The organism is Methylobacterium sp. Gmos3, from assembly GCF_056430985.1.
Genome location: NZ_JBWJYL010000008.1, coordinates 246,962 through 267,870, shown reverse-complemented (window position 1 = coordinate 267,870; position 20,909 = coordinate 246,962). Strand labels below are relative to the sequence as shown.

Here is a 20,909-nt window from a genome sequence, read left to right as displayed (position 1 = left end):
GCGCAATTGGACCGCTCCAGCGCCAGGAGAGGCCAGATGAACGCACCCGTGCTGCCCAAGGATGTGAAGGGAAGCCCCGAGACCGTGACCACGGGACCGGTCAGCGGCTCGCGGAAGGTCTACGCGACCGTCGGCGGCCGGGAGGACATCCGCGTCCCGTTCCGCGAGATCGTGCTGACCGACCCCAAGGAAGAGCCGGTGCGGGTCTACGATCCGTCGGGTCCCTATACCGAGACCGACGCCCAGATCGACCTGTCGGCGGGCCTGCCGCAGATCCGCGCCCCCTGGATCGCCGCACGCGGCTACGAGGCCACCGAACCCCGCGCCGTGAAGCCCGAGGACAACGGTTTCGCCTCGGCGGATAAGCTCGTCGCCCCCTGCCCCGCCGCGCGCACGCTCCGCAAGGCCGCCCCCGGCCAGATGGTGACGCAGTACGAGTTCGCCCGCGCCGGGATCATCACCGAGGAGATGATCTACGTCGCCCACCGCGAAAACCTCTGCCGCGAGCAGATGCTGGAGCGCGCCGAGGCGGCCCTGGCGGACGGCCAGAATTTCGGCGCGGCCGTGCCGGCCTTCATCACCCCCGAATTCGTCCGTGACGAGATCGCCCGCGGCCGGGCGATCATCCCCGCCAACATCAACCACACCGAAGTGGAGCCGATGGCGATCGGCCGGAACTTCCTCGTGAAGATCAACGCCAATATCGGCAACTCGGCGGTGACGTCTTCGGCCGCCGAAGAGGTCGAGAAGCTGGTCTGGTCGATCCGCTGGGGCGCGGACACGGTCATGGACCTGTCCACCGGCCGCAACATCCACAACATCCGCTCTTGGATCATCCGCAACTCGCCGGTCCCGATCGGGACCGTTCCGATCTATCAGGCGCTGGAGAAGGTCGGCGGCGATCCGCTCAAGCTCGATTGGGAGGTGTTCAAGGACACGCTCATCGAGCAGGCCGAACAGGGCGTCGATTACTTCACCATCCATGCCGGCGTACGCCTCGCCCACGTGCCGCTGACCGCGCGGCGCGTCACCGGCATCGTCTCGCGCGGCGGCTCGATCATGGCGCGCTGGTGCCTCGCCGGGCACCGCGAATCGTTTCTCTACGAGCGGTTCGACGAGATCTGCGACATCATGCGGGCCTACGACGTGTCGTTCTCCTTGGGCGACGGCCTGCGCCCCGGCTCCATCGCCGACGCCAACGACGCCGCGCAATTCGCCGAGCTGGAGACGCTGGGCGAACTCACCAAGATCGCCTGGGACAAGGGCTGTCAGGTGATGATCGAGGGCCCCGGCCACGTGCCGATGCACAAGATCAAGGTGAACATGGAGAAGCAGCTTCGCGAATGCGGCGAGGCGCCCTTCTACACCCTCGGCCCGCTGACGACCGACATCGCGCCGGGCTACGATCACATCACCTCCGGCATCGGCGCGGCGATGATCGGCTGGTTCGGCACGGCGATGCTCTGCTACGTCACGCCGAAGGAGCATCTCGGCCTGCCGGACCGGGACGACGTGAAGGTCGGCGTGATCACCTACAAGATCGCCGCCCACGCCGCCGACCTCGCCAAGGGCCACCCGGCCGCGCAGCTGCGTGACGACGCTCTGAGCCGCGCGCGATTCGACTTCCGCTGGGAGGACCAGTTCAACCTGAGCCTCGACCCGGACACGGCCCGGACCTACCACGACGAGACGCTGCCCAAGGACGCCCACAAGGTCGCCCATTTCTGCTCGATGTGCGGCCCGAAGTTCTGCTCGATGAAGATCACGCAGGATCTGCGCGCCGAGGTTCTGGCGATGGAAGAGGCCGGGCAGGTGATCGGCCAGGCCCCCGCCATGTCGCAGGCCGAGGCCGAGGCCGGGATGCGCGAGAAGTCGCGTGAATTCCTCGCCGAGGGTGGCAAGCTCTACGTCGACGCGGCCGAGTGACGAGACGACGGCGCGCCCCCTTTCACCGGGCGGGCGCGCCGCATTGTCGATGGGCATCCCCTCCCTTGGGGGCGTCCATATCCAGATCGATGTCGCGCCGGGCGCCATAGGCCTCGTAAAGCGTCGTGAGCATCAAGTCGGCGGCGACACGGACATCCGGTGGCGAGCCAAGGGGTACGGTCTGCGAAAAGTTCTTCTCGGGATCGTCCTGAGTGAAGCCCAGCTCGTTCAAGGTGTTCTGTGTTTCCTCGGTCGGCACGAACCGGACGAGCGAAAACTTGCCGGTTCCGTAGGCCCCGGACGAGGCTTCGCAGAACATCGCCGTATCGTCATCGATGAAGATGCACTGGACGTAGCGCTGGAACAGGCCGTTCATGGCCAGCGAGACGAAGCGGTTCCGGGACGTCTCGACCGGGCCGGCTCGATGAATCTCTTGAAGCGCGGCGACGAGCGGGCACCGATAGCGGGCCATGAAGGCCGATCGCGGTGAGGCCTGTGCGCCCCCCGGGACCGAAAACAGCGCAACGGCCACCAAGACGGCGGACAGGAACGGGGGAATAGACCCGCAGGTCTTCGATCTCGCGTCGGGGAAACGCCGTTGAAGCAGCGATGCTGCGGAATGCATGGGCCGGTGTCCGGTTGGTCGTCGGCCCACCCTTAAGCTTTTGTTATGGATCAGAAAATCCATAGCAGAAGTTGTTTTGCTCGCTACCCACGCGCATACCATGGTGGGAGCGGTGCAATTCTTTCAATTTTCCCATTCGCGGTAACGGAATATTTAGCGCGACTCCGAGGTGCGCGGTCAATAAAGGGCCACGGCATGGTCCTATTAAGAGCTGCTTAACGGCGCGATGGTGCTATCGGCCATCACAGGATCGAAGGAGCCTGTCATGGAGATACGGAGCATACCTGCCGTCGCGCAGGGGCCGCAGGGCCTCGACGCCATCGGCGCCACGGCCGCGCCACAGGCGCAGACCGCCGAGTCGAGCCCAACGCCCTCGAACAATCTCGAGCCGGCGGTGAAGGTCGATATCGGCGCGGGCTCGCACCAGGCGCGGTTCGTCCGCGACGTCGATACGAGCGCGATCGTGTTCCAAGTGGTCGATCAGACGTCCGGCGATGTGCTTGCGCAGTTGCCGAGCGAGAATGCCCTGCGCAACCGCGCCTATGCGAATGCCGGGGCACCGAACGGCGCCAACGGCGCCTTGTCCCGCGTGGCCTGACCGTCCGGGTCAGGCCGTTCGGGCTCAGGCGGTCTTGCCGATGCCCTGCGTGAGGTTGGGCGCTGTCCGGCCCGTCCGTCCCGCCGTATCCCGCAGCCCGGTGACGGCGCGGATCACCACGAGTCCGATCCGCGCGAGGCGGATCTGCCCAGGCAAGTCGCGCGGGCCGATCGGCCTGTAGGCCAGACGCGGGCTGATCTTCTCCGCTTCGGAGATCGCATGCCCGAGGGGCAAGGCGGCGATCCTGGCTGCGTCCTGCGCCGGGATGCCGAGCCAATCGGCCCAGGCCGTCTCCCGCGCCAGCGATCCCGCATCGTGCATCCGGCGGAACTTCGCGCGCCACAGGTAGCGCCGCACGCAGCGGACGAAGGTTTCCATCCGCGCGTCGCACAGGGCGTCCGGCTCCTCACAGCGTGAGCGGATCGTGTCCGCGACGCCCCCCGGCGCACGGCCGGTGAGGCGCGCCGAGATCGTCACGCAGACATCCGGCGCGTGGCGCACGCGCTTCCCGTGGGCGATCAGCCGCGCGATGAAGGCGCCGTCCTCGCCCAGCGGGATTTCCGGCATGCCACCGACCGCGACATAGGCGTCGCGGGTCACGGCCAGCGTCGCGCCGATGGTGGTGCGGTGGCAGGGCCAGGGATCGTGCGGATCGAGATCGATCCGCGCCTCGGCTTCGGTGATGAGCGCGTCGTAGATGTCTTCGAGCCGGGCGCGGGCATGGAGCATGTCCGGCAGGAGCTTGCCCTCCTCGACATCGAGCTCCACCCGCCCGGCAACGGCATCCGCGCCCGCGTCGATGGCCGCGAGAATCCGCGCCACCCAGTTCGGCGGAACCCGGCTGTCGGCGTCGGTGGAGAGGATCGCCCCGCCCGCTTCGCCGAGCCACGCGGCGGCCTCGTCCATGGCCTTGCGGCGTGCCCAGCCGGCATGGGCGCCGGCATAATCCTCGTTCAGCACCCGCACGGGGACCGACAGCGACGGAACGAGGCCGGCGACGATCTCGCCCGTGCCGTCCGTGCAGTTATTGAGGAAAAGCACCACGCCGAGGGCGCCCGGCGCGAGCCCTTCCTGGGCGTCGAGGGCGCGCAGGCAGGCGGTGATACGCTCGGCCTCGTTGCGCACGGGGACCGCGACGATGGCGGCGGGACTCGTCATGATGTGATCTCGTCGGCGCCGGAGGATGGCGCGCGACGGCTTATCGGCCGGGCGACCTGAACGGAAACCGAAGGGCGGATCTCAGAGGGTCTTCTCGACCAGCCCCTCGATCCATTCCGGTTGTGTCTCACCCACCGAGCGGCCCACCTCCGTCTCGCCCTTGTAGGCGATGAGGGTGCTCTGCATCCGCGCGTTCAATTGCTTCAGCACATCCTTTCGGCTGTCGAAATCGACATCGAAGACCTGCAGGTCCTTGAAACGCGGATCTTGCACCAACTTGGCGATGGCCGGCTTCTGCGCCTTGCAGATCGGGCACCAGGGCGCGCTCACCTCCACGAGGATCGGCTTGCCGGCCTTCTGCGCGGCCTGAAACGCGGCGGGATCGAAGGGCACCGGCTCGGCGGCGAAGACCGGCCCGGCATTCAGAACGGCGAGTGCGGCGAGCGCGATGATGGCGCGGCGTGTGGTCATGGGATGATCTTCCCTCGGACTCTGGCGGTCCGTCCCGCAACCTACACCAGTCGCGACGCCCGGCGCAGGGCCATCACGCCGCACCGGGGCTCCGCTCCTCCTCCGCCAGGGCGGCGATATCGGTTTCGTCGACAGCCTCCATCGGCTTGCGGATGCGCAAGGCCCGTGTCGGCTGGCCGGCGCGCATCACGAGGACGATGGTCTCCATGTCGGGGCAGCCCGGATCGGCGCATGCGATCTCGTTGACGGAGAGCGCGTCGTCATCGCCAAGGCTGAGACGAGGCGCGATCATCTCCTTCAACCGCGCGGCCAGGGCGGATCGCTCGGCCGAACGGGCGCGCCACGCCTTGAGGCTCACGAAGGCCATGGGCGATCCTTTTCCTGGATCCGGGTTCCAACGCGGGTGTGAAACGATGTTGCATCGCCGCCGTCAAGCCGAAGCGTTCGCGCGGGTGGATGCGGAGAAAAGGCGCGTTGTCCCCTGTTCCCTATGGCGTTCGGTAGGTTCTGTTGCAACGAACCCGCCGCTCGCTCGTAATGCCCATCGGGTCTGACGGGCTTGGGGCCTGCCGGGCTTGTGGCCAGGACCGGGAATCGAGTGGGAGTATCGGTGTCTTGCGACACTGGCGGGACGGGCCGGGCGACCGGCGGAGCTATCACCACGGCAACCTGAAGGAAGCTCTCGTCGAAGCCGCGAGGCGATTCATCGCCGAGCGCGGCATCGGGGGCTTCACTCTGGTCGAGGCCGCGCGCCTTGTCGGCGTCACGCCGGCCGCCCTGTATCGCCACTTCCGGGGCCGCGAAGCCCTCCTCGAGGAACTGGCTGGGCGCGGCTTCAACGAGTTGGCGAGCCGGCTGGCCCGCGCCCTCACCTCGCGCGGCAGCCCGCTCGAACGCTTCACCCGCATGGGCGAAGTCTACCTCGCCTTCGCAGAGGAGGAGCCCGCCTATTACGCGGCGATCTTCGAGACGCGCGGCATCCACGCGGCGCCCCTGCCGGAGGGCCGCCCCAGCCCCTTCGACCTTTTGGTCGAGGCCTTGCAGGCGACCTTCACCGATGGGTTCGGCGGGGTAACGCCGCGCTTCATCGCCCTGGAAGTGTGGGCGCTGGCCCATGGGCTCGCCACCCTTTCGGCCGCCGGGCAATTGCCGACCGGTCCCGGCATCCCCGACAAATACGAATTGCTGCGCGCGGGCGTCCTCGCCCTCGTGCACGGTGCTGCCCGGCGCGATTGAGACGGCCGATTCGGCGGCCCTTGAAACGCCCTCCCGCGATCCGCATGTTAACTCCGTTCACATGATATGCGGAGCTTGCCCGTGAACACGACCTCGACCCCTCCCTATGCCACCGGCCGCGCCTGCCGCTCCGGTCCCTTCCCTCGCCGCTCATTGGAGATCGGTGCCATCGTCCTTGGCTTTGTGTATTGGTGGCCGGTCGGCCTCGCGTTGCTCGCGTGGAAGCTGACGGGCTACCCGGCCGTCAACGAGATGCGTGACGCCGCCCGCCGGAACTTCGGCAATTTCGGAAGCGGGGACGCAACCCGCCCTGCCTCTCGCTTCGCCCGCGCCTTCGAGGCCGCCAATCGCGGCACCGGCAACGCGGCCTTCGACGAGTACCGTCGCGCCGAACTCGATCGGCTGGAAGCGCAGCGCCGCGCCCTCCAGGAAGAGAGCCGCGCCTTCGCTGCCTTCGTGGAGGAACTGAAGCGCGCCAAGGATCGCGAGCAGTTCGATGCCTTCATGGCCCAGCGCCGGGCCGGCGGCACGGATGGACCGCGCACGGTCTAAGGAGGACAACCCGGCCGCGCCCTGCCTGACCGGGCTGGGCGCGGCGGCTCGATTTCCCCTTGTCCCGACGGCCCCGGCCGTTGCGCCCTGCCCGGCCCTCCGGCATGACTCGCCCGTCACGGCACGGGAGGGGCGATGTCGAGCGGGGCAGTCACGGTGGTCGATCACCCGCTGGTGCAGCACAAGCTCACCCTGATGCGGGACAAGGATCGCTCGACGCAGGGCTTCCGCCGGCTGCTCAACGAGATCGGCATGCTGCTCGCCTATGAGGTGACGCGCGATCTCCCCCTCGAATCCGTCGATATCGAGACGCCCGTCGGCCCGATGTCCGGCCGGCAGATCCAGGGCAAGAAGCTGGTCCTCGCCCCGATCCTCCGGGCCGGCGTCGGCTTTCTCGATGGGATGCTGTCGCTCCTTCCCTCGGCCCGCGTCGCCCATGTCGGGCTCTATCGCGACCCCGACACGCTGGAAGCGGTCGAATACTACTTCAAGGCGCCGTCCGACCTCGCCGACCGCACCGTTCTGGTGCTCGATCCGATGCTGGCGACGGCGAATTCGGCGGTGGCCGCCCTCGATAGGTTGAAGGCGCGCGGCGCCGTCGATCTGCGCTTCGTGTGCCTCCTCGCGGCACCCGAGGGCTTGGCCCGTCTGGCCGCCGCGCATCCCGACGTGCCGGTCTGGACGGCCTCGATCGACAGCCATCTCAACGAGCATGGCTACATCGTCCCCGGCCTCGGTGATGCCGGCGACCGGATGTATGGCACGCGCTGACCCGGCCTTGCCGGGCGCCATTCAGCGCGCAGATAAACCCGACCGAGCCAGCGGAGACCGATGATGGGAAGCGCCACCCTGCCCGAGACGATGCGCCGGATCCGCTACGACGGGACGGGCGGCCCGGAGGTCATCGCCGTCGAGACGGCGCCGGTGCCGAAGCCGGGTCCGGGCCAGGTGCTCATCGAGGTTGTCGCGGCGGGCGTGAACCGGCCGGACGTGGCACAGCGCGCCGGCAGCTACCCGCCGCCGCCCGGCGCCACCGAGATTCCCGGCCTCGAAGTCGCGGGCCGCATCGCCGCCCTCGGCGAGGGTGTGCAGGGGCTCTCCGAAGGCGATGAGGTCTGCGCCCTGGTGATCAGCGGCGGCTATGCCGAGTATGCCGTGGCCGAGGCCGGGCATTGCCTGCCGCGCCCCGCCGCCATTGCGCTGATCGATGCCGGCGGCCTGCCGGAGACGTTCTTCACCGTCTATTCCAACGTGATTCAGCGCGGGCGCCTGACGGAGGGCGAGACCTTCCTCGTGCATGGCGGCTCCAGCGGCATTGGCGCCACCGCGATCCAGATGGCGAAGCTGTTCGGTGCCAAGGTCTTCGCCACGGCCGGCTCGGCGGAGAAGTGCCGGTTCTGCGAGGAACTCGGGGCCAGCGCCGCCATCGACTACAAGCAGAGCGACTTCGCGGAGGAGATCCAGCGCCTCACCGACAAGCGCGGCGTGGACGTGATCCTCGACATGATCGGCGCGAGCTACTTGCAGCGCAACCTCAAGTCGCTGGCGCAGGATGGCCGCCTCGTGATGATCGCGCTGATGGGCGGCTACAAGGTCGACGGGCTGAACATCACCCCGATCATGCGCAACCGCTTGACCTTCACCGGCTCGACGCTGCGTCCGCGCTCGAAGGAGGACAAGGCCGCCATCGCCGCCGGGCTGCGCAAGGACGTGTGGCCCCATCTCGACAGCGGGCGCATCCGCACGGTGACGCACGCCACCTTCCCGCTGGAGCGCGCCCGCGAAGCGCACGAGCTAATGGAAACGAGCACGCATCTCGGCAAGATCGTGCTCACCACCGGCCGCTGAGGCGCCCCGACCGGAACCCCCACCCTACCCTCGCGTTGGCGACCGATAACACAATCGTGTTGCGGCCGCTTCAACGGCGCGTCGCGTAACGTCAGCGAGGAATGGTCGATGGTCGAGAAACTCACGCCTCAGGAAGGCCGTCAGGGCGAGCGCGGCAAGTCCGTCCTGTGGGTGCTCGTGGGCAGCCTCGTGCTGCTCGCGGTGGCGACGGTCGGCCTCCTGACGTGGAACGGGGCCAACTCGCCGAAGGATTACGCGTCCCAGAGCCAGGATGCCTCCCGCAAGGAGATCACCGGCTCGGTGAACGGCACGTCGAACACGTCCACCTCGAACTCGAAGGCCGTGCCCGGCGGCAACCCGTCCTACCCGCAGCCGGCGCAGCAGAACGCCAACGGCGGCACCCCGAAGTAAGCCGCGCTCAGCGCGTCGGGACGGGGTTCACGCCCCGGTAATCGTAGAAGCCGCGCTTGGTCTTGCGCCCCAGCCAGCCGGCTTCGACGTACTTCACCAACAGCGGGCATGGCCGGTACTTCGAATCGGCCAGCCCCTCGTACAGGACCTGCATCACCGAGAGGCAGGTATCGAGGCCGATGAAATCCGCCAGTTGCAGCGGACCCATCGGATGGTTGGCACCGAGCTTCATCGCCGTGTCGATCGACTCGACCGAACCCACTCCCTCGTACAGCGTGTAGATCGCCTCGTTGATCATCGGCAGCAGGATGCGGTTGACGATGAAGGCCGGGAAATCCTCCGACATCGTCGCCGTCTTGCCGAGCTTGGCGATGAAGCCCTTGGCCGATTCGTAGGTCTGGTCCTCGGTGGCGATGCCCCGGATCAGCTCCACGAGCTGCATGACCGGCACCGGGTTCATGAAATGGATGCCGATGAACCGCTCGGGCCGGTCGGTCGAGGCCGCGAGGCGGGTGATCGAGATGGACGAGGTGTTGGTCGCCACCATCGCCTCGGGGCTCAGCACCGGGCAGAGATTGGTGAAGATGTCCCGCTTGGTCGCTTCGTTCTCGGTGGCGGCCTCGATCACGAGATCGCAGGGTGCCAGTTCCGCGAAGCTGCCGACCGCCTTGATCCGCTCGCGGGCGGCGTGGCTGTCGTTTTCTTCCAGAGCGCCCTTCGACACGAGACGGGCATAGCCCTTCTCGATCGTGTCCATGCCGTTGGCGAGCCGCGTCGGGTCGCGATCGTTCAGGTACACGTCGAGACCCGCGACGGCGCAGACCTGCGCGATGCCGCTGCCCATCTGGCCCGCGCCGATGATGCCGACGCGCTTGATCTCGATGCCCATGTGAAGCCCTTGCCCTCGCTCCGTGCCCGCCCCGCCGCCGGCCTGCGGCTCGGCCGAGACCGCGAGGTGGCATGGTGAACTCAGTGCCGTCTCAGCTTTCTAGACCAATCGCAAGGGATGACGGAACCCAAGCAAGGCGTGCACTGCAATATTCCGGCCCGCGCGTCGCCTCGGCGGCGTGCGCGGGCCTCGCGCGGCTCACTTGGCCTTGGCGATCTCGGACTGGAACTCCGGCACGATCTGGAACAGGTCGCCCACGAGGCCGTAATCCGCCACCTGGAAGATCGGCGCGTCCTCGTCCTTGTTGATGGCGACGATGACCTTCGAATCCTTCATGCCGGCGAGGTGCTGGATCGCGCCCGAGATGCCCACGGCGACATAGAGATCCGGCGCCACCACCTTGCCGGTCTGGCCGACCTGCCAGTCGTTCGGGGCGTAGCCCGCATCGACCGCCGCGCGCGAGGCGCCGACAGCAGCGCCGAGGGAATCGGCCAGGGGCTCGATCAGCTCGTGGAACTTGTCGGCCGAGCCGAGGGAGCGACCGCCCGAGACGATGATCCGCGCCGAGGCCAGCTCCGGCCGGTCCGACTTGGCGATCTCCTCGCCCTTGAAGGTCGAGCCCGAGGCGCCGGCCGCAGCCGAGACCGGCTCCACCGTGCCGGCCGAACCGCCCTCGCCCGCCGCCTTGAAGGCCGCCGTGCGCACGGTGATGACCCGCTTCGGGCCGGGCGCCTGAACGGTCTGAATCGCGTTGCCCGCGTAGATCGGCCGCTCGAACGTGTCGGGCGAGACGACCTTGATGATGTCCGAGACCTGCGCGACGTCGAGGCGGGCCGCCACGCGCGGCAGCACGTTCTTGCCCGTGGTGGAGGCCGACGCGATGATCGCGTCGTAGGCGCCCGCGACCGACTCGATCAGCGCCGAGACGGGCTCGGCGAGGTCGTGGTCGTAGGCGGCATCTTCGGCGAGAAGCACCTTCTCGACGCCTTCCAGCTTGGCGGCCGCCTCGGCCGCCGCCTTGGCGTTGCCGCCGGCCACCAGGGCATGCACCGGCGCGCCCATCTGGTTGGCAGCGGTGAGCGCCTTCAGCGTCCCATCCTTGATCTGACCGTTGGCGTGCTCGACGTAGAGGAGCGTTGTCATGTGCGGGTATCCCGATTGCGAGGGAGCCGCGCTCGACCGACCAGCGGGAGCGCGGCCATGCGGGGTGGACGCGTCAGATGACGCCGGCCTCGACCTTCAGCTTCTGGACCAGCTCGGCCGGCGAGGCGACCTTCACGCCGGCCGAACGGCCCGGGGGCTCGGCGGTCTTCAGCACGGTCAGCTTCGGGGTGACGTCGACGCCGAGCGCCTCGGGGCTCGACTCGTCCAGCGGCTTCTTCTTCGCCTTCATGATGTTGGGCAGCGAGGCGTAGCGCGGCTCGTTGAGGCGCAGGTCCGTCGTGACGATGGCCGGCATCTGGAGCGACACGGTCTGCAGCCCGCCATCGACCTCGCGGGTCACGTCGAGCGTGCCCTCGCCCATCTCCACCTTGAAGGCGAAGGTGCCCTGCGGCCAGCCGAGCAGCGCGGCGAGCATCTGGCCGGTCTGGTTCGAGTCGTCGTCGATGGCCTGCTTGCCGAGGATGACGAGCTGCGGGCTCTCCTTCTCGACGACGCCCTTCAGCAGCTTGGCGACGGCCAGCGGCTCGCAATTCACGTCGGTCTTCACGAGGATGGCGCGGTCGGCGCCCATGGCGAGGGCGGTGCGCAGGGTCTCCTGCGCCTGCTGCGGGCCGATCGACACCGCGACGATCTCGGTCGCCTTGCCCTTTTCCTTCAGGCGGATCGCCTCTTCCACGGCGATTTCATCGAAGGGGTTCATCGACATCTTCACGTTGGCGAGCTCGACGCCCGACCCATCCGCCTTCACGCGGATCTTCACGTTGTAGTCGACGACCCGCTTGACGGGCACCAGAACCTTCATGGCGGACTCGATCCTTCCCGCTGTTATCCTTGGTCGCGGGGTAGACGGTCCGGCGCGGATCGCGCGCGCGTGACGGCCCCCCGCGAATGGCGGCGGGACCGTAGCGGCCACATTTCTGCCTTGTCAACGCAGGGCTGTGAGGCCGCCGCAAAGGGCCGCAAGCCGAGTCAGCGGTTGGCGCCCGGCACCCAGAGCACGTCGTCGGCGCCGTCGCGGTTCGCGGCGCGGCTCGCGACGAAGAGGAAGTCCGACAGGCGGTTGAGGTACTGGATGGCCTCCGGGGAGACGACCTCGCCCTCGACGGCGGCGAGATGGACCGCGAGGCGTTCGGCCCGGCGGCACACCGTGCGGGCGAGGTGGAGATAGGCCGCGCAGGGCGAGCCCCCCGGCAGCACGAAGGACTTGATCGGCGGGATGGTCGCGTTCAGCGCGTCGATGTCGCGCTCCAGCCGCTCGACCTGGGACGCGATGATCCGCAGGGGTTCGTAGGGCAGCGGCTCCGGCCCCTCGGGCGTGGCGAGGTCGGCGCCGAGGTCGAACAGGTCATTCTGGACGGCGCCGAGCATCCGGTCGAGGTGCTCGTCGGCGTGCAGGCGGGCGAGGCCGATGCAGGAATTGGTCTCGTCCACCGTGCCGTAGGTCTCGACGCGGAGGTCGGCCTTCGACCGGCGCTGCCCATCGGCCAGGGCCGTGGTGCCGTTGTCACCGGTACGGGTGTAGATCCGATTCAGCTTGACCAAGGGAAGGCTCCCGCGCGTCCCCGCCGAACCGGCTCTGGGCGCTTAGAACGTGTAACCGATCTTGCCGCCGTAATTCGTCAGGCCGCGGTTGTTGGCGCAGAGACCGGCGTTCGACATGTGCTCGACCGTGGCCATGATGCTCCAATGTTCCGTCAGGCGATAGCCGAGCGCGGCGGCCTCACGGAAGAGCGGCGAGCAGCCCAGGGTGTTGAAGCCGTAGGGCGTCAGGACCTTCGGGCCGGTGTAGCCGTTATGGGCGGCGCCGCCGAAGAAGCCGTCGATGAAGATCTTGCGGCCCAGCGTCTCCGGGAACACTTCGACGGTCCAGGTGGCGCCGAGATAGGCGTAGCTGGTGCGACCGCCGGTGTTGTAGCTGCCGCCGACGGTCGGGCGCGGGATGAACGCCTGCCAGAAGGGATCCTGGAAGATCACCGGCTTGGCGAACAGGATTTCGCCGTTGATGTTTTCCTTGGAGAAGCCGCGCGCCTTGCCCTCGGCGCTGCCGGGGTCCTGCACCGCGCCGCCGATGCGCAGCTCGGACACGAAGCTCAAGGGCTGTGCCGGGGCGGCGTAGTAGGCCGGGGCCGGCGCGGCGCCGAGATCCGCAGCGGAGGCCGGCACCAGGGCCGTGGCCGTGAGAAGGCCGGCAAGGAGGGCGCGAAGGGTGGCGGTCATGCGGGCTCGGCGGACGTAGCGGGGGTCGAAACGTTTGCCGACCCTACCACGGAGCTCGGCCGTTGAGCCCGGTTTCATCCGGTTCCGCCGGCAAAACCCCGACGCTGCGGCGCCAGGGTCACACTCGCCTCAGGCGGAGCGCCACCACACGACGCCCATGATCAGGACGATGGCGACGAATTGCAGGAGGACGCGCAGGCGCATCAGCCGCTGGGATACGCTGGCGCTGCCGCCGCGCATCATGTTGGCGAGGCCGAGGGCCAGGACCACCGCCACGGCGAGGCAGGCGACGAGGACGAGGGTATTGGACGACATCGCGGCGGATCCCGGTCGGCGCGGCCCCATCGCGGGGCGCAACCGCACCTATAGCCGGCACGGCGTTGCCGCGCAGCCCGGTCCGCGACGCCGAGTGTCGCGGCTCAGCGGGCCGCCTTGCTCTCCGGAGCCGACGCGTCCGCGAAAACCAGCACGACCGAGCGGCCCTGCGCCGGAGGGTCGGTGAGCTTCGCCCGGAACCGCGCCGCCTCTCCGGTGCCGAGGCTCGCACGCGGCGCCGGGGCGGGAAACGACTTGAGCGGCTTGCCGGCGGCGTCGCTGATCTCGATCCGCAGGCCGGGCACCGGAACGCCGGCCCCGCCGACCCCGACGAGATCGCCCTCGATCACGAGTTCGGCGGAGCGGTCCTCGCCGGCCGGGTTCTGGAAGGCCACGACGTTGCGGATCTCCAGCCCCCGCCGGTTCACCGGCAGGCCGATGGTGGCGAAGAGCGATGCCGTCTGGGGGACGAGACCCACCACCGTGGTGCGGGCCAGGCAGGCCATCGGAACGGCCGCGAGCAGGCCGAGCCCGCAGATCATGGGGGCCGACAGGAAGGCGCCGGCAGCGGGCAGAGGGCGACGCTTCGGCTTGGCTTTCTTCGCCACGGGCTTGCGCTTGCGCGGCGGCGGCTCCTCGGCCGGAGCCGCGTCGGGTTCCGCTTCGTCGCGGATCGCGGCGGCGGCCTCGGCCCAGGCGGCATCCGCCACCGGATCGGCCTGCGCGTCGGGGGCCGGCTCCTGCGGCTCCTCGACGGCGGCGTCGGGGGTGAGGAACCACGTCTCCCGGCAGGCGGCGCAGCGGACGGACCGGCCCTCCGGCCCGATCTTCGCCGCATCGATGCGGTAACTGCTGGCGCAGGTCGGGCAGGTGATCAACATCGGCGGCTGACTCGACGCGGCCGGTCAGGCCAGGCGAGTGGACCGAACGGCAGAAAAACTCTTGAGAAATGGTGCCCGAACGGGGTTAACCTCGCGTGAAGCGGCGGGCCGCGCTCCGCCTCCGCGCGGCGCGGCCCGCCGGCGTTATCGTGAACCAGCCTTCGGGCCAGCGGCGGGACGGCGTTGAACGTTCAGGCAACCATGAAGAGCCTGCTGCCGGGTGCCGAACGGCCCGTGGTGCAGTTCGAGCATGTCGGGATGCGCTACGGCCTCGGGCCGGAGGTGCTCTCCGATGTGAGCTTCCGCATCGCGCCGCATTCGTTCCAGTTCCTCACCGGCCCCTCGGGCGCGGGCAAGACGACGCTCCTGCGGCTGATCCTGCTCTCCGTCCGGCCGACGCGCGGGACCGTGTCGATCTTCGGCGAGGAAGTCTCGGGCATCTCCAGCGAGAAGCTCACCCTGCTCCGGCGGCGGATGGGCGTGGTGTTCCAGGATTTCCGCCTGCTCGACCACCTCACCACCTACGAGAACGTGGCCCTCCCCCTGCGGGTGCAGGGTCGCTCCGAGACGAGCTACCGCGCCGAGGTGGTGGAATTGCTCCGTTGGGTCGGGCTCGGCGAGCGGATGCATGCGCTCCCTCCCCTCCTCTCCGGCGGAGAAAAGCAGCGCGCTGCCATCGCCCGCGCGCTCATCGCCCGGCCCGACCTGCTGCTCGCCGACGAGCCTACCGGCAACGTCGACCCCGCCCTCGGGCGGCGGCTCCTGCGACTCTTCCTCGAACTCAACAAGCTCGGCACCTCCGTGATCATCGCCACCCACGATTTCGGCATCATGGATGCCGTGAACGCCCGCCGCATGGTGCTGAACGCCGGGCGGCTGCGGATCGAGGAATGAGCATCACGGCCAAGGCCCGAGCGCGCGCAGCGGCAGCGTTTCCAGTGGATCCGACCCTTCCCGCCAACCTCCGGCGCAACGCGCCCCTCGTCCCGACGGACACCGCCGCCGGGCGCTCGCTGGCGGCGGTGATCGCCATCCTCACCTTCCTGGCCGGACTCTGCGCGGGCGCCGCCGAGATGGTGGCCGCCAATGCCGGCCAGTGGCAGACCAGCGTCGCGCAGGAAGTGACGATCCAGGTCCGACCCGGCCCCGGGCGGGATGTCGATGCCGACGTCGCCAAGGCGGAAGCGCTCGCGCGGGAGGAGCCGGGCATCGCGCAGACGCGCATCTTCTCGAAATCCGAGTCGGAACGGCTGCTCGAACCCTGGCTCGGGTCCGGCCTCGATCTCACCGATCTGCCCGTGCCGCGTCTCATCGCCCTCAAGATGTCGGGAGACCGCGCCGATCTCGGCCGCCTTCGGACCAAGCTGACCGACGCGTTGCCCGGCGTCGCGAGCCTCGACGACCACGCGCTCTGGCTGCAGCGCCTCTCGACGGCCGCCAACGCCTTCGTCGGGGCGGGCGTCGGCTTGGTGGTGCTGGTGCTGGTGGCCACCGGCCTCGCGGTCACCTTCGCGACGCGCGGCGCCATGGCCGGAAACAAGGAGGTGGTGGAAGTGCTGCACTTCGTCGGCGCGGGGGACGATTACATCGCCCGCGCCTTCCAGGCCCGCTTCTTCGGACTCGGCCTGCGGGGCGGCGGCATCGGCGCCGCCTGCGCCATCCTCGCCTTCCTCATCGCCGGATTCATCACCGGTTCGGCGTCGTCCGGCCCGGCTGGCCAGGAGATCGAGGCGCTGTTCGGTGCCTTCCAGATCGGCTGGCGCGGCTATTTCAGCATCGCCCTGATCGGGGGAATCGCTTCCCTCGTCACGGGTGCCGTCTCGCGCATTACGGTGCGGAGATACCTCGCCTGATTGCGACGGACCGCACATGGGCTACCTCTACTTGCGAACCGCCGCCGTTTCTTAAGAGTTTGGCAACCAGTTGGGAGAGTGATCTGTGGGCAGCCGGGATGGCTGCCTCCACGTCGCCGTAATCGGCGCTAGGCTCCGGAGGATGAACACGCGGATGACGCGCGCTCCCGTCTCTCTCGCGACCGATGCCATCGGCTGGGTCTGGAACGAGCAGGCGCCCGCCTCCCCGGCCAAGGGGATGGGCGACGGGTCCGGCAGGTTGCCGGGCAGGACGAACCGGGAGTTGGCCCTGCAGTGCGGCGCCGCCGCGGCCGGACTGTGCTTCGTCGCCTTCGTCGCGGGCTTCTTCGCCTTCGTCTCCCACCTCGCCCGCCAGGAACGGACGCCCGAGGGCCGAACCGACGGGATCGTCGCCCTGACCGGCGGCGCGCAGCGGATCGGCGATGCCATCGATCTTCTGGCGGCCGGCTATGGCCGGCGCCTTCTCATCACCGGAGTGAACGAGCGGACGAGCCGCGAGGAGATCGCCCGGCTCAACCCGACGCAGCGGCAGCTCATCGCCTGCTGCGTCGACCTCGATTACCGGGCGCGCAACACGATCGGCAACGCCATCGAGACGCGCCGCTGGATGCGCACGCACCATTTCAGCACCGTGGCCGTGGTCACGTCGAACTACCACATGCCACGCACGCTGGTGGAACTCGATCATGCCTTGCAGGAGAGCGAGCGGATCGTCCCGCACCCGGTGGTGACGGAAGGGTTCGATGCCGATTCGTGGTGGCGCCATCCGCCGGCCGCCCGCTTGCTGGCGTCGGAATACGTGAAGTTTCTCGTGAGCTGGCTGCGCACCCGCTTCGAGCAGGACCCGGAGCGCTCGCGGGTGGCCGTGGTGCTCGGCCGGCGCAAGCCCGTGAAGATGGTCGCCGAGCCGCTGATGCGCAGCCTCGACTGATACCGCTTTCGGCCGGACAGTCCGGCGCGATCCCACCGCCGTCAGCGCGAGTGTGAGCGCCGTTACAGGCCCTTGCAACGGTCGCGGATCGCCTCGGCGAATTCCTTCTCGGAGCCCTGGACCTGGGCGAGCCCCGTGTTCCGCTCCGTGCCGGAGAGGCAGCGGCCATAGACGGCGGCCACCCGACGCATCGTATCGACGTGCCGGCGCCAGACCCGGCAGCTCTTGGCCGTGTCGTTGATGTCGGCCTGCTCCAACTGGTCGATGGCTTGGCGCTGCATCGATTGCGCCACCACCACATCGCGCGCGCAGGTGGAATCGCCGCCCTGCGCGAGGGCCGGCATCGCGACGAGGCCGAGGGCGGCGAGGGTCGCCAGCGAACGTCGAAGTGGCATCAGGCAGCCCGGGACGCGGCGTTGCGGGTCAGCAGCGCGAACAGGGCCGCCTCGTCGCGGGCGGCCCGGATGCTGGCGAGCATCCCCGGCTCACGCAGGACGCGCGCCACCTGCGCCAAGGCCTTGAGGTGATCGGCCCCCGCTCCTTCCGGGGCGAGGAGCAGGAAGGCGATATCGACGGGTTCGCCGTCGAGCGCTTCGAAATCCACCGGCCGGTCGAAGCGGGCGAACAGGCCGAACAGCCTGTCGAGCCCCGCGAGCTTGCCGTGGGGGATGGCCACGCCCTCCCCGATCCCGGTCGAGCCGAGGCGTTCGCGCTGAAGCAGCGTCTCGAAGACGGCCCTGTCCGCGAGCATCGGCAGATGCCGCACGGACTGGGCCGAGAGATCTTGCAGCACCTGCTTCTTCGAGCGGGCGCGCAGCGAGCAGACCACCGCATCGGGGGCCAGAAACTCGAGAAGTGGCATGGAACGACCGTTGCCCCGCCTAGCTCCCCCGGGGAGCCGGCCCCCTCAAGATCGCCGTACCCGCCCTGAGATGGAAACGCCCCTGTCCAATGGTCGGACATCGTGGACGGTTCCGGCTCTGTTCCGCGCGCGCCCGGTATGAGTCAGGCGCCGCCCGCCGGAGGATCGACCCAGCCGATCGCCCCGTCGCTTCGCCGATATACGATGTTGACGCGCCCGGTGCCAGCGTGGACGAAGACAACGACGGGTGATCCTGTCATGTCGAGGGCGGTCACCGCCTCGCCGACGGTGTGGCGCTGAAGGGTCTTGGTGCTCTCGGCGACGATCGGCGGATGGGCGTCGCCCTCCTCCTCCGGCTCGGAATCCTCCTCGTCCGGCGGGGCGAGGACGGCGTAGGCGGCTTCCATCGCGGAACCGTCCCGGGCGGCGCTGGCATGTTCCTTCAGCCGGTGCTTGTAGCGGCGAAGGCGCGTCTCCAGCCGGTCGGCGGTCTGCTCGAAGCTCGCCCTCGGATCGTGTGCGGCGCCCACCGCCTCCATCGTGAGGCCGGAGACGAGATGCAGCACGCAATCCGTTCGGTACGCGCTCCCGTCGCGGCGGAGGGTGACGTGTCCGGTGCAGCCATCCTGCATGTGGGTATCGAGATACTTGGAGAGCGTCGCCGCCATCCGTTCCTCCACCCGGGTGCGCAGGCTCTCACCGAGATCCACTCCGTGGCCGGTGACGCGCAGAGACCTCATGCTCCCTCCTGTTTCTATGTGGACGGGGGAATTAGAGACCCGATTTCGCGCGAGTCAACGGAGCCCGGCCGCTTTCATGAGCCGGCATAGCGGCGGTGGGGGGCGGAGGTTGCGATCCGTTAACCATTCCGAACCTACGGTCCTCGCCAGCCGGATGGGACTTCACGATGACCGCTCTGTTCGTCTTCGCCGTCATACCCCTCACGATCGCCATCGTCCTGGCGCGCGGCGAACCCGTGCGGACCATCAGCTGCCTCGGCGCGATGAGCGTCGGTTGCCTCATCGCCTGCTACAGCGTCTTCGGCTTCCTGCGCAGCCGGATTTTCGGCGTCGTCCGCTGAGGCATCGTTCCGGGCCTGGCGCCCGGCGGCGTGCGCGGCCGTGAGGGCGACGCACCCGCGCATGGCCGAGACCGCTTCGCGCAACGCCCGTTCCAGTTCGTCGACACGATCCGTCAGGCTGGCGGCGGCGGCCTCGGCGGCGTCGGCGGCCTCACCCTGCTCCTTCAGCGACGCCAGAATGCCCTGAGCGGTGGCCCGCGCCTCGTTGCGCTCGCGCTTCAGGCGCTCGATCTCGCCCTCGGCCTCCTCCGCGCGCTGCTTCCAGCCGCCGGCCAGGGCGGCGGCTTCGAGGGCCGAGACCCGCTGACGGGCATCCTCGAGCTGGGATCGCAGCCGAATGACATCCGCCTCGGCCGAGGTGGCGCGGAACTCGGCGTCATTGGCGGCGGCCAGGGCGGCGCGAATGTTCAGGGCATCGACGAGGATGCCGTCTTCGGCAAAGCATTCCGCCAGCGCCACGAGCGCCTGCCGCTGCGCTTCGGTCAGCACCGCCCCATCCCTGGAGAAGACAGCATGGGAAAGGCAGACATCACGCCGCCCGCGCGATGTCGAGTGCGGCGGCGACGAATGCGTGACGTTGCTGTGGTTCGCGCCGCGATCCCATCGCCATCCGCCCCGAAGCGACGGTTGATAATGACCGTTTTCGCCCCGGCGACCGCTTGAAGAAGCGGCCGGATCACAATCTATGGAGGTCCGCGCCCCTCGCCAGGGAGCCGATCCGCGCGTGCCCGGTGGGGCTCGCCGCGCGGTTCTCCGCTTCCGCCCTCCGGCGGGTCGCCCCTCCCGCCTTCGTCTGACACCTCTCGCCGGCCGCCATCATGTTCACGAGACGTCGCATCCTGACCGCCGGTTCGCTTCTCGGAGCGAGCGCCCTCACGCGTCCGGGCCGCTCCCTCGCGCAGGGCCGCACGACGCCGCTCACCGTGAAGGTCGGGCTGATCCCGATCCTCGCCGCCGCGCCGATCTACGTCGCGGAGAAGGAGGGCTGGCTGAAGGAGGCCGGGCTCACGCCCGCCGTGACCACCTTCGAATCCGGCCCGAATGCGATCCAGGCGCTCGCCTCCGGCACCCTCGACGTCTACGTCGCGGGCGTGGCGCCCCTGGTCGTCGCGCGGTCGCGGGGCCTCGACATCAAGGTCGTCGCCTCGACCGCCGTGGAAGAGAACGTGTTCGTGGCCGCGCCCAAGCTGGCCCAGCACGCCGAAAAGGGCCTTCCCCCCGCCGAGGTGTTCAAGCGCTTCCGCGCCGCCACCGGCGTTCCGGCCCGGCTCGCCACGCAGCCGCTGGGCTCGGTGCCGAACACGACGCTGCAATATTGGCTCTGGGAGGTCGCGAAGGCCGATCCGAAGGACGTCACCATCGTCTCGATGGGGATCGACGCCACCCAGCAGGCGATCCTGGCCGGTGCCGTCGATGGCGGCACCCTGCGCGAGCCGGCCGTCTCGATCGTGACCGGCCGCAACCCGGCGATCCGGCTGCTGGCGCTCGGCGGCGAGATGTTCCCGAACCAGCCGGGCACCGTGGTCGCCTTCACCAAGGCGTTCCTCGACAGGGAGCCCGACGCCGCCCAGGCGATCGTCACGGCGATCGTCCGCGCCATCGATCTGATCGGCCGCGATCCCGCCCGCGTCACCCCCGCCATCGAGGGGGCGCTCGGAAAGGGGCTGATCGACTCCGCCACGATCCAGCGCGCCCTCGCCTCCCCGGCGACGCGCTTTTCCGCCGACCCGCGCGCGATCGTCGAGGCCACCGCCGCCATGCAGCGCTATCAGGTGAAGATCGGCGCCCTCGACCGCGACGTGCCCCTCGACGGCCTGTTCGAGCCGCGCCTCTACGAGCGCGCCGTGGCGGCCAAGTGAAGTCCTGACAG

The 20,909-nt window shown here is 69.1% G+C and carries 26 protein-coding genes; 11 read left to right on the top strand and 15 right to left on the bottom strand.

The features are described 5' to 3' along the window. Positions 1–36: 36 nt before the first annotated feature. Positions 37–1,926 (top strand): phosphomethylpyrimidine synthase ThiC, encoded by a 1,890-nt coding sequence (gene thiC / locus ACS5Q7_RS18515; RefSeq protein WP_478340731.1) that lies wholly within the window; start codon positions 37–39, stop codon positions 1,924–1,926. Positions 1,927–1,948: 22 nt separating this feature from the next. Here thiC and ACS5Q7_RS18510 read toward each other — a convergent pair whose 3' ends face one another. Further along, the gene (locus ACS5Q7_RS18510) at positions 1,949–2,398 is read right to left on the bottom strand and encodes a TY-Chap domain-containing protein (protein WP_478340730.1); all 450 of its coding nucleotides are present in this window, start codon (positions 2,396–2,398) and stop codon (positions 1,949–1,951) included. A 418-nt stretch (positions 2,399–2,816) separates the two neighbouring features. On the opposite strand from ACS5Q7_RS18510, the gene ACS5Q7_RS18505 reads away from it, so the two are divergent. Next, the gene (locus tag ACS5Q7_RS18505) at positions 2,817–3,149 is read left to right on the top strand and encodes a hypothetical protein (RefSeq protein WP_478340729.1); all 333 of its coding nucleotides are present in this window, start codon (positions 2,817–2,819) and stop codon (positions 3,147–3,149) included. A gap of 24 nt (positions 3,150–3,173) precedes the next feature. On the opposite strand, the gene ACS5Q7_RS18500 is transcribed toward ACS5Q7_RS18505, so the two are convergent. From ACS5Q7_RS18500 to ACS5Q7_RS18490, 3 genes are all read right to left on the bottom strand, one after another. After that, the gene (locus ACS5Q7_RS18500; protein ID WP_478340728.1) at positions 3,174–4,307 is read right to left on the bottom strand and encodes a glycosyltransferase family 2 protein; all 1,134 of its coding nucleotides are present in this window, start codon (positions 4,305–4,307) and stop codon (positions 3,174–3,176) included. Positions 4,308–4,388: 81 nt separating this feature from the next. Continuing rightward, positions 4,389–4,778, bottom strand: coding sequence for a thioredoxin family protein (locus tag ACS5Q7_RS18495; protein WP_478340727.1), 390 nt, complete (start codon positions 4,776–4,778; stop codon positions 4,389–4,391). A gap of 73 nt (positions 4,779–4,851) precedes the next feature. Beyond that, positions 4,852–5,145, bottom strand: a complete 294-nt coding sequence (locus ACS5Q7_RS18490; RefSeq protein WP_478340726.1) for a hypothetical protein — start codon at positions 5,143–5,145, stop codon at positions 4,852–4,854. A 248-nt stretch (positions 5,146–5,393) separates the two neighbouring features. On the opposite strand from ACS5Q7_RS18490, the gene ACS5Q7_RS18485 reads away from it, so the two are divergent. The 5 genes from ACS5Q7_RS18485 (at position 5,394) to ACS5Q7_RS18465 (ending at position 8,825) form a co-directional block, all read left to right on the top strand. After that, complete coding sequence (locus ACS5Q7_RS18485; protein WP_478340725.1) at positions 5,394–6,014, top strand: TetR/AcrR family transcriptional regulator; 621 nt, start codon at positions 5,394–5,396, stop codon at positions 6,012–6,014. Positions 6,015–6,095: 81 nt separating this feature from the next. After that, positions 6,096–6,566: a DUF2852 domain-containing protein gene (locus ACS5Q7_RS18480; protein WP_478340724.1), complete on the top strand. Its 471-nt coding sequence runs from the start codon at positions 6,096–6,098 to the stop codon at positions 6,564–6,566. 135 nt (positions 6,567–6,701) lie between these two features. Then, the gene (gene upp / locus ACS5Q7_RS18475) at positions 6,702–7,337 is read left to right on the top strand and encodes a uracil phosphoribosyltransferase (protein WP_478340723.1); all 636 of its coding nucleotides are present in this window, start codon (positions 6,702–6,704) and stop codon (positions 7,335–7,337) included. 63 nt (positions 7,338–7,400) lie between these two features. After that, positions 7,401–8,414, top strand: a complete 1,014-nt coding sequence (locus ACS5Q7_RS18470) for an NAD(P)H-quinone oxidoreductase (RefSeq protein WP_478340722.1) — start codon at positions 7,401–7,403, stop codon at positions 8,412–8,414. Positions 8,415–8,522: 108 nt separating this feature from the next. Then, complete coding sequence (locus ACS5Q7_RS18465; protein WP_478340721.1) at positions 8,523–8,825, top strand: hypothetical protein; 303 nt, start codon at positions 8,523–8,525, stop codon at positions 8,823–8,825. A 7-nt stretch (positions 8,826–8,832) separates the two neighbouring features. Here ACS5Q7_RS18465 and ACS5Q7_RS18460 read toward each other — a convergent pair whose 3' ends face one another. From ACS5Q7_RS18460 to ACS5Q7_RS18430, 7 genes are all read right to left on the bottom strand, one after another. Further along, positions 8,833–9,714: a 3-hydroxybutyryl-CoA dehydrogenase gene (locus tag ACS5Q7_RS18460; RefSeq protein WP_478340720.1), complete on the bottom strand. Its 882-nt coding sequence runs from the start codon at positions 9,712–9,714 to the stop codon at positions 8,833–8,835. 198 nt (positions 9,715–9,912) lie between these two features. Beyond that, positions 9,913–10,857 (bottom strand): electron transfer flavoprotein subunit alpha/FixB family protein, encoded by a 945-nt coding sequence (locus ACS5Q7_RS18455; RefSeq protein WP_478340719.1) that lies wholly within the window; start codon positions 10,855–10,857, stop codon positions 9,913–9,915. Between the two features lie 73 nt (positions 10,858–10,930). Continuing rightward, a complete protein-coding gene (locus ACS5Q7_RS18450; protein WP_478340718.1) occupies positions 10,931–11,680 on the bottom strand; it encodes an electron transfer flavoprotein subunit beta/FixA family protein in 750 nt (249 codons plus the stop codon). A 167-nt stretch (positions 11,681–11,847) separates the two neighbouring features. After that, positions 11,848–12,420 carry a cob(I)yrinic acid a,c-diamide adenosyltransferase gene (locus ACS5Q7_RS18445; RefSeq protein ID WP_478340717.1) on the bottom strand — a complete coding sequence of 191 codons (573 nt, stop codon included), beginning with the start codon at positions 12,418–12,420 and terminating at the stop codon, positions 11,848–11,850. A 42-nt stretch (positions 12,421–12,462) separates the two neighbouring features. Beyond that, positions 12,463–13,095, bottom strand: a complete 633-nt coding sequence (locus ACS5Q7_RS18440) for an acyloxyacyl hydrolase (protein WP_478340716.1) — start codon at positions 13,093–13,095, stop codon at positions 12,463–12,465. Positions 13,096–13,224: 129 nt separating this feature from the next. Then, entirely contained in the window at positions 13,225–13,410 is a 186-nt protein-coding gene (locus ACS5Q7_RS18435; RefSeq protein ID WP_243929391.1) for a twin transmembrane helix small protein, read from the bottom strand. Positions 13,411–13,514: 104 nt separating this feature from the next. After that, entirely contained in the window at positions 13,515–14,291 is a 777-nt protein-coding gene (locus ACS5Q7_RS18430; RefSeq protein ID WP_478340715.1) for a zinc-ribbon domain-containing protein, read from the bottom strand. A gap of 201 nt (positions 14,292–14,492) precedes the next feature. Between ACS5Q7_RS18430 and ftsE the strand changes: the two genes are divergently transcribed. The 3 genes from ftsE to ACS5Q7_RS18415 all read left to right on the top strand — a co-directional run bounded on the left by ftsE (position 14,493) and on the right by ACS5Q7_RS18415 (position 17,096). Further along, positions 14,493–15,185, top strand: coding sequence for a cell division ATP-binding protein FtsE (gene ftsE, locus ACS5Q7_RS18425; protein ID WP_243951864.1), 693 nt, complete (start codon positions 14,493–14,495; stop codon positions 15,183–15,185). Further along, positions 15,182–16,144 carry a cell division protein FtsX gene (locus ACS5Q7_RS18420; RefSeq protein ID WP_478340714.1) on the top strand — a complete coding sequence of 321 codons (963 nt, stop codon included), beginning with the start codon at positions 15,182–15,184 and terminating at the stop codon, positions 16,142–16,144. The genes ftsE and ACS5Q7_RS18420 overlap by 4 nt, the downstream gene beginning before the upstream one ends. 154 nt (positions 16,145–16,298) lie before the next feature. Continuing rightward, a complete protein-coding gene (locus ACS5Q7_RS18415) occupies positions 16,299–17,096 on the top strand; it encodes a YdcF family protein (RefSeq protein ID WP_478340713.1) in 798 nt (265 codons plus the stop codon). Positions 17,097–17,158: 62 nt separating this feature from the next. Here the strand turns inward: ACS5Q7_RS18415 and ACS5Q7_RS18410 are convergent, their stop codons facing one another. From ACS5Q7_RS18410 to ACS5Q7_RS18395, 4 genes are all read right to left on the bottom strand, one after another. After that, entirely contained in the window at positions 17,159–17,440 is a 282-nt protein-coding gene (locus ACS5Q7_RS18410; RefSeq protein ID WP_478340832.1) for a hypothetical protein, read from the bottom strand. 50 nt (positions 17,441–17,490) lie between these two features. Continuing rightward, positions 17,491–17,958, bottom strand: coding sequence for a PTS IIA-like nitrogen regulatory protein PtsN (gene ptsN / locus ACS5Q7_RS18405; RefSeq protein ID WP_478340712.1), 468 nt, complete (start codon positions 17,956–17,958; stop codon positions 17,491–17,493). Between the two features lie 143 nt (positions 17,959–18,101). Continuing rightward, entirely contained in the window at positions 18,102–18,698 is a 597-nt protein-coding gene (locus tag ACS5Q7_RS18400) for a ribosome hibernation promotion factor (RefSeq protein WP_478340711.1), read from the bottom strand. Positions 18,699–18,832: 134 nt separating this feature from the next. Beyond that, positions 18,833–19,528, bottom strand: coding sequence for a hypothetical protein (locus ACS5Q7_RS18395; protein ID WP_478340710.1), 696 nt, complete (start codon positions 19,526–19,528; stop codon positions 18,833–18,835). 329 nt (positions 19,529–19,857) lie between these two features. On the opposite strand from ACS5Q7_RS18395, the gene ACS5Q7_RS18390 reads away from it, so the two are divergent. After that, complete coding sequence (locus ACS5Q7_RS18390) at positions 19,858–20,898, top strand: ABC transporter substrate-binding protein (RefSeq protein WP_478340709.1); 1,041 nt, start codon at positions 19,858–19,860, stop codon at positions 20,896–20,898. The last annotated feature ends 11 nt before the right edge of the window (positions 20,899–20,909 follow it).

Excerpts from the sequence above, each read along its gene's own strand:
- thiC (WP_478340731.1), top strand. The coding sequence starts at position 37 with ATGAACGCACCCGTGCTGCCCAAGGATGTGAAGGGAAGCCCCGAGACC.
- ACS5Q7_RS18510 (WP_478340730.1), bottom strand. The coding sequence starts at position 2,398 with ATGGCCCGCTATCGGTGCCCGCTCGTCGCCGCGCTTCAAGAGATTCAT.
- ACS5Q7_RS18505 (WP_478340729.1), top strand. The coding sequence starts at position 2,817 with ATGGAGATACGGAGCATACCTGCCGTCGCGCAGGGGCCGCAGGGCCTC.
- ACS5Q7_RS18500 (WP_478340728.1), bottom strand. The coding sequence starts at position 4,307 with ATGACGAGTCCCGCCGCCATCGTCGCGGTCCCCGTGCGCAACGAGGCC.
- ACS5Q7_RS18495 (WP_478340727.1), bottom strand. The coding sequence starts at position 4,778 with ATGACCACACGCCGCGCCATCATCGCGCTCGCCGCACTCGCCGTTCTG.
- ACS5Q7_RS18490 (WP_478340726.1), bottom strand. The coding sequence starts at position 5,145 with ATGGCCTTCGTGAGCCTCAAGGCGTGGCGCGCCCGTTCGGCCGAGCGA.
- upp (WP_478340723.1), top strand. The coding sequence starts at position 6,702 with ATGTCGAGCGGGGCAGTCACGGTGGTCGATCACCCGCTGGTGCAGCAC.
- ACS5Q7_RS18470 (WP_478340722.1), top strand. The coding sequence starts at position 7,401 with ATGGGAAGCGCCACCCTGCCCGAGACGATGCGCCGGATCCGCTACGAC.
- ACS5Q7_RS18465 (WP_478340721.1), top strand. The coding sequence starts at position 8,523 with ATGGTCGAGAAACTCACGCCTCAGGAAGGCCGTCAGGGCGAGCGCGGC.
- ACS5Q7_RS18460 (WP_478340720.1), bottom strand. The coding sequence starts at position 9,714 with ATGGGCATCGAGATCAAGCGCGTCGGCATCATCGGCGCGGGCCAGATG.
- ACS5Q7_RS18455 (WP_478340719.1), bottom strand. The coding sequence starts at position 10,857 with ATGACAACGCTCCTCTACGTCGAGCACGCCAACGGTCAGATCAAGGAT.
- ACS5Q7_RS18450 (WP_478340718.1), bottom strand. The coding sequence starts at position 11,680 with ATGAAGGTTCTGGTGCCCGTCAAGCGGGTCGTCGACTACAACGTGAAG.
- ACS5Q7_RS18440 (WP_478340716.1), bottom strand. The coding sequence starts at position 13,095 with ATGACCGCCACCCTTCGCGCCCTCCTTGCCGGCCTTCTCACGGCCACG.
- ACS5Q7_RS18435 (WP_243929391.1), bottom strand. The coding sequence starts at position 13,410 with ATGTCGTCCAATACCCTCGTCCTCGTCGCCTGCCTCGCCGTGGCGGTG.
- ACS5Q7_RS18430 (WP_478340715.1), bottom strand. The coding sequence starts at position 14,291 with ATGTTGATCACCTGCCCGACCTGCGCCAGCAGTTACCGCATCGATGCG.
- ftsE (WP_243951864.1), top strand. The coding sequence starts at position 14,493 with ATGAAGAGCCTGCTGCCGGGTGCCGAACGGCCCGTGGTGCAGTTCGAG.
- ACS5Q7_RS18420 (WP_478340714.1), top strand. The coding sequence starts at position 15,182 with ATGAGCATCACGGCCAAGGCCCGAGCGCGCGCAGCGGCAGCGTTTCCA.
- ACS5Q7_RS18415 (WP_478340713.1), top strand. The coding sequence starts at position 16,299 with ATGACGCGCGCTCCCGTCTCTCTCGCGACCGATGCCATCGGCTGGGTC.
- ACS5Q7_RS18410 (WP_478340832.1), bottom strand. The coding sequence starts at position 17,440 with ATGCCGGCCCTCGCGCAGGGCGGCGATTCCACCTGCGCGCGCGATGTG.
- ptsN (WP_478340712.1), bottom strand. The coding sequence starts at position 17,958 with ATGCCACTTCTCGAGTTTCTGGCCCCCGATGCGGTGGTCTGCTCGCTG.
- ACS5Q7_RS18400 (WP_478340711.1), bottom strand. The coding sequence starts at position 18,698 with ATGAGGTCTCTGCGCGTCACCGGCCACGGAGTGGATCTCGGTGAGAGC.
- ACS5Q7_RS18390 (WP_478340709.1), top strand. The coding sequence starts at position 19,858 with ATGTTCACGAGACGTCGCATCCTGACCGCCGGTTCGCTTCTCGGAGCG.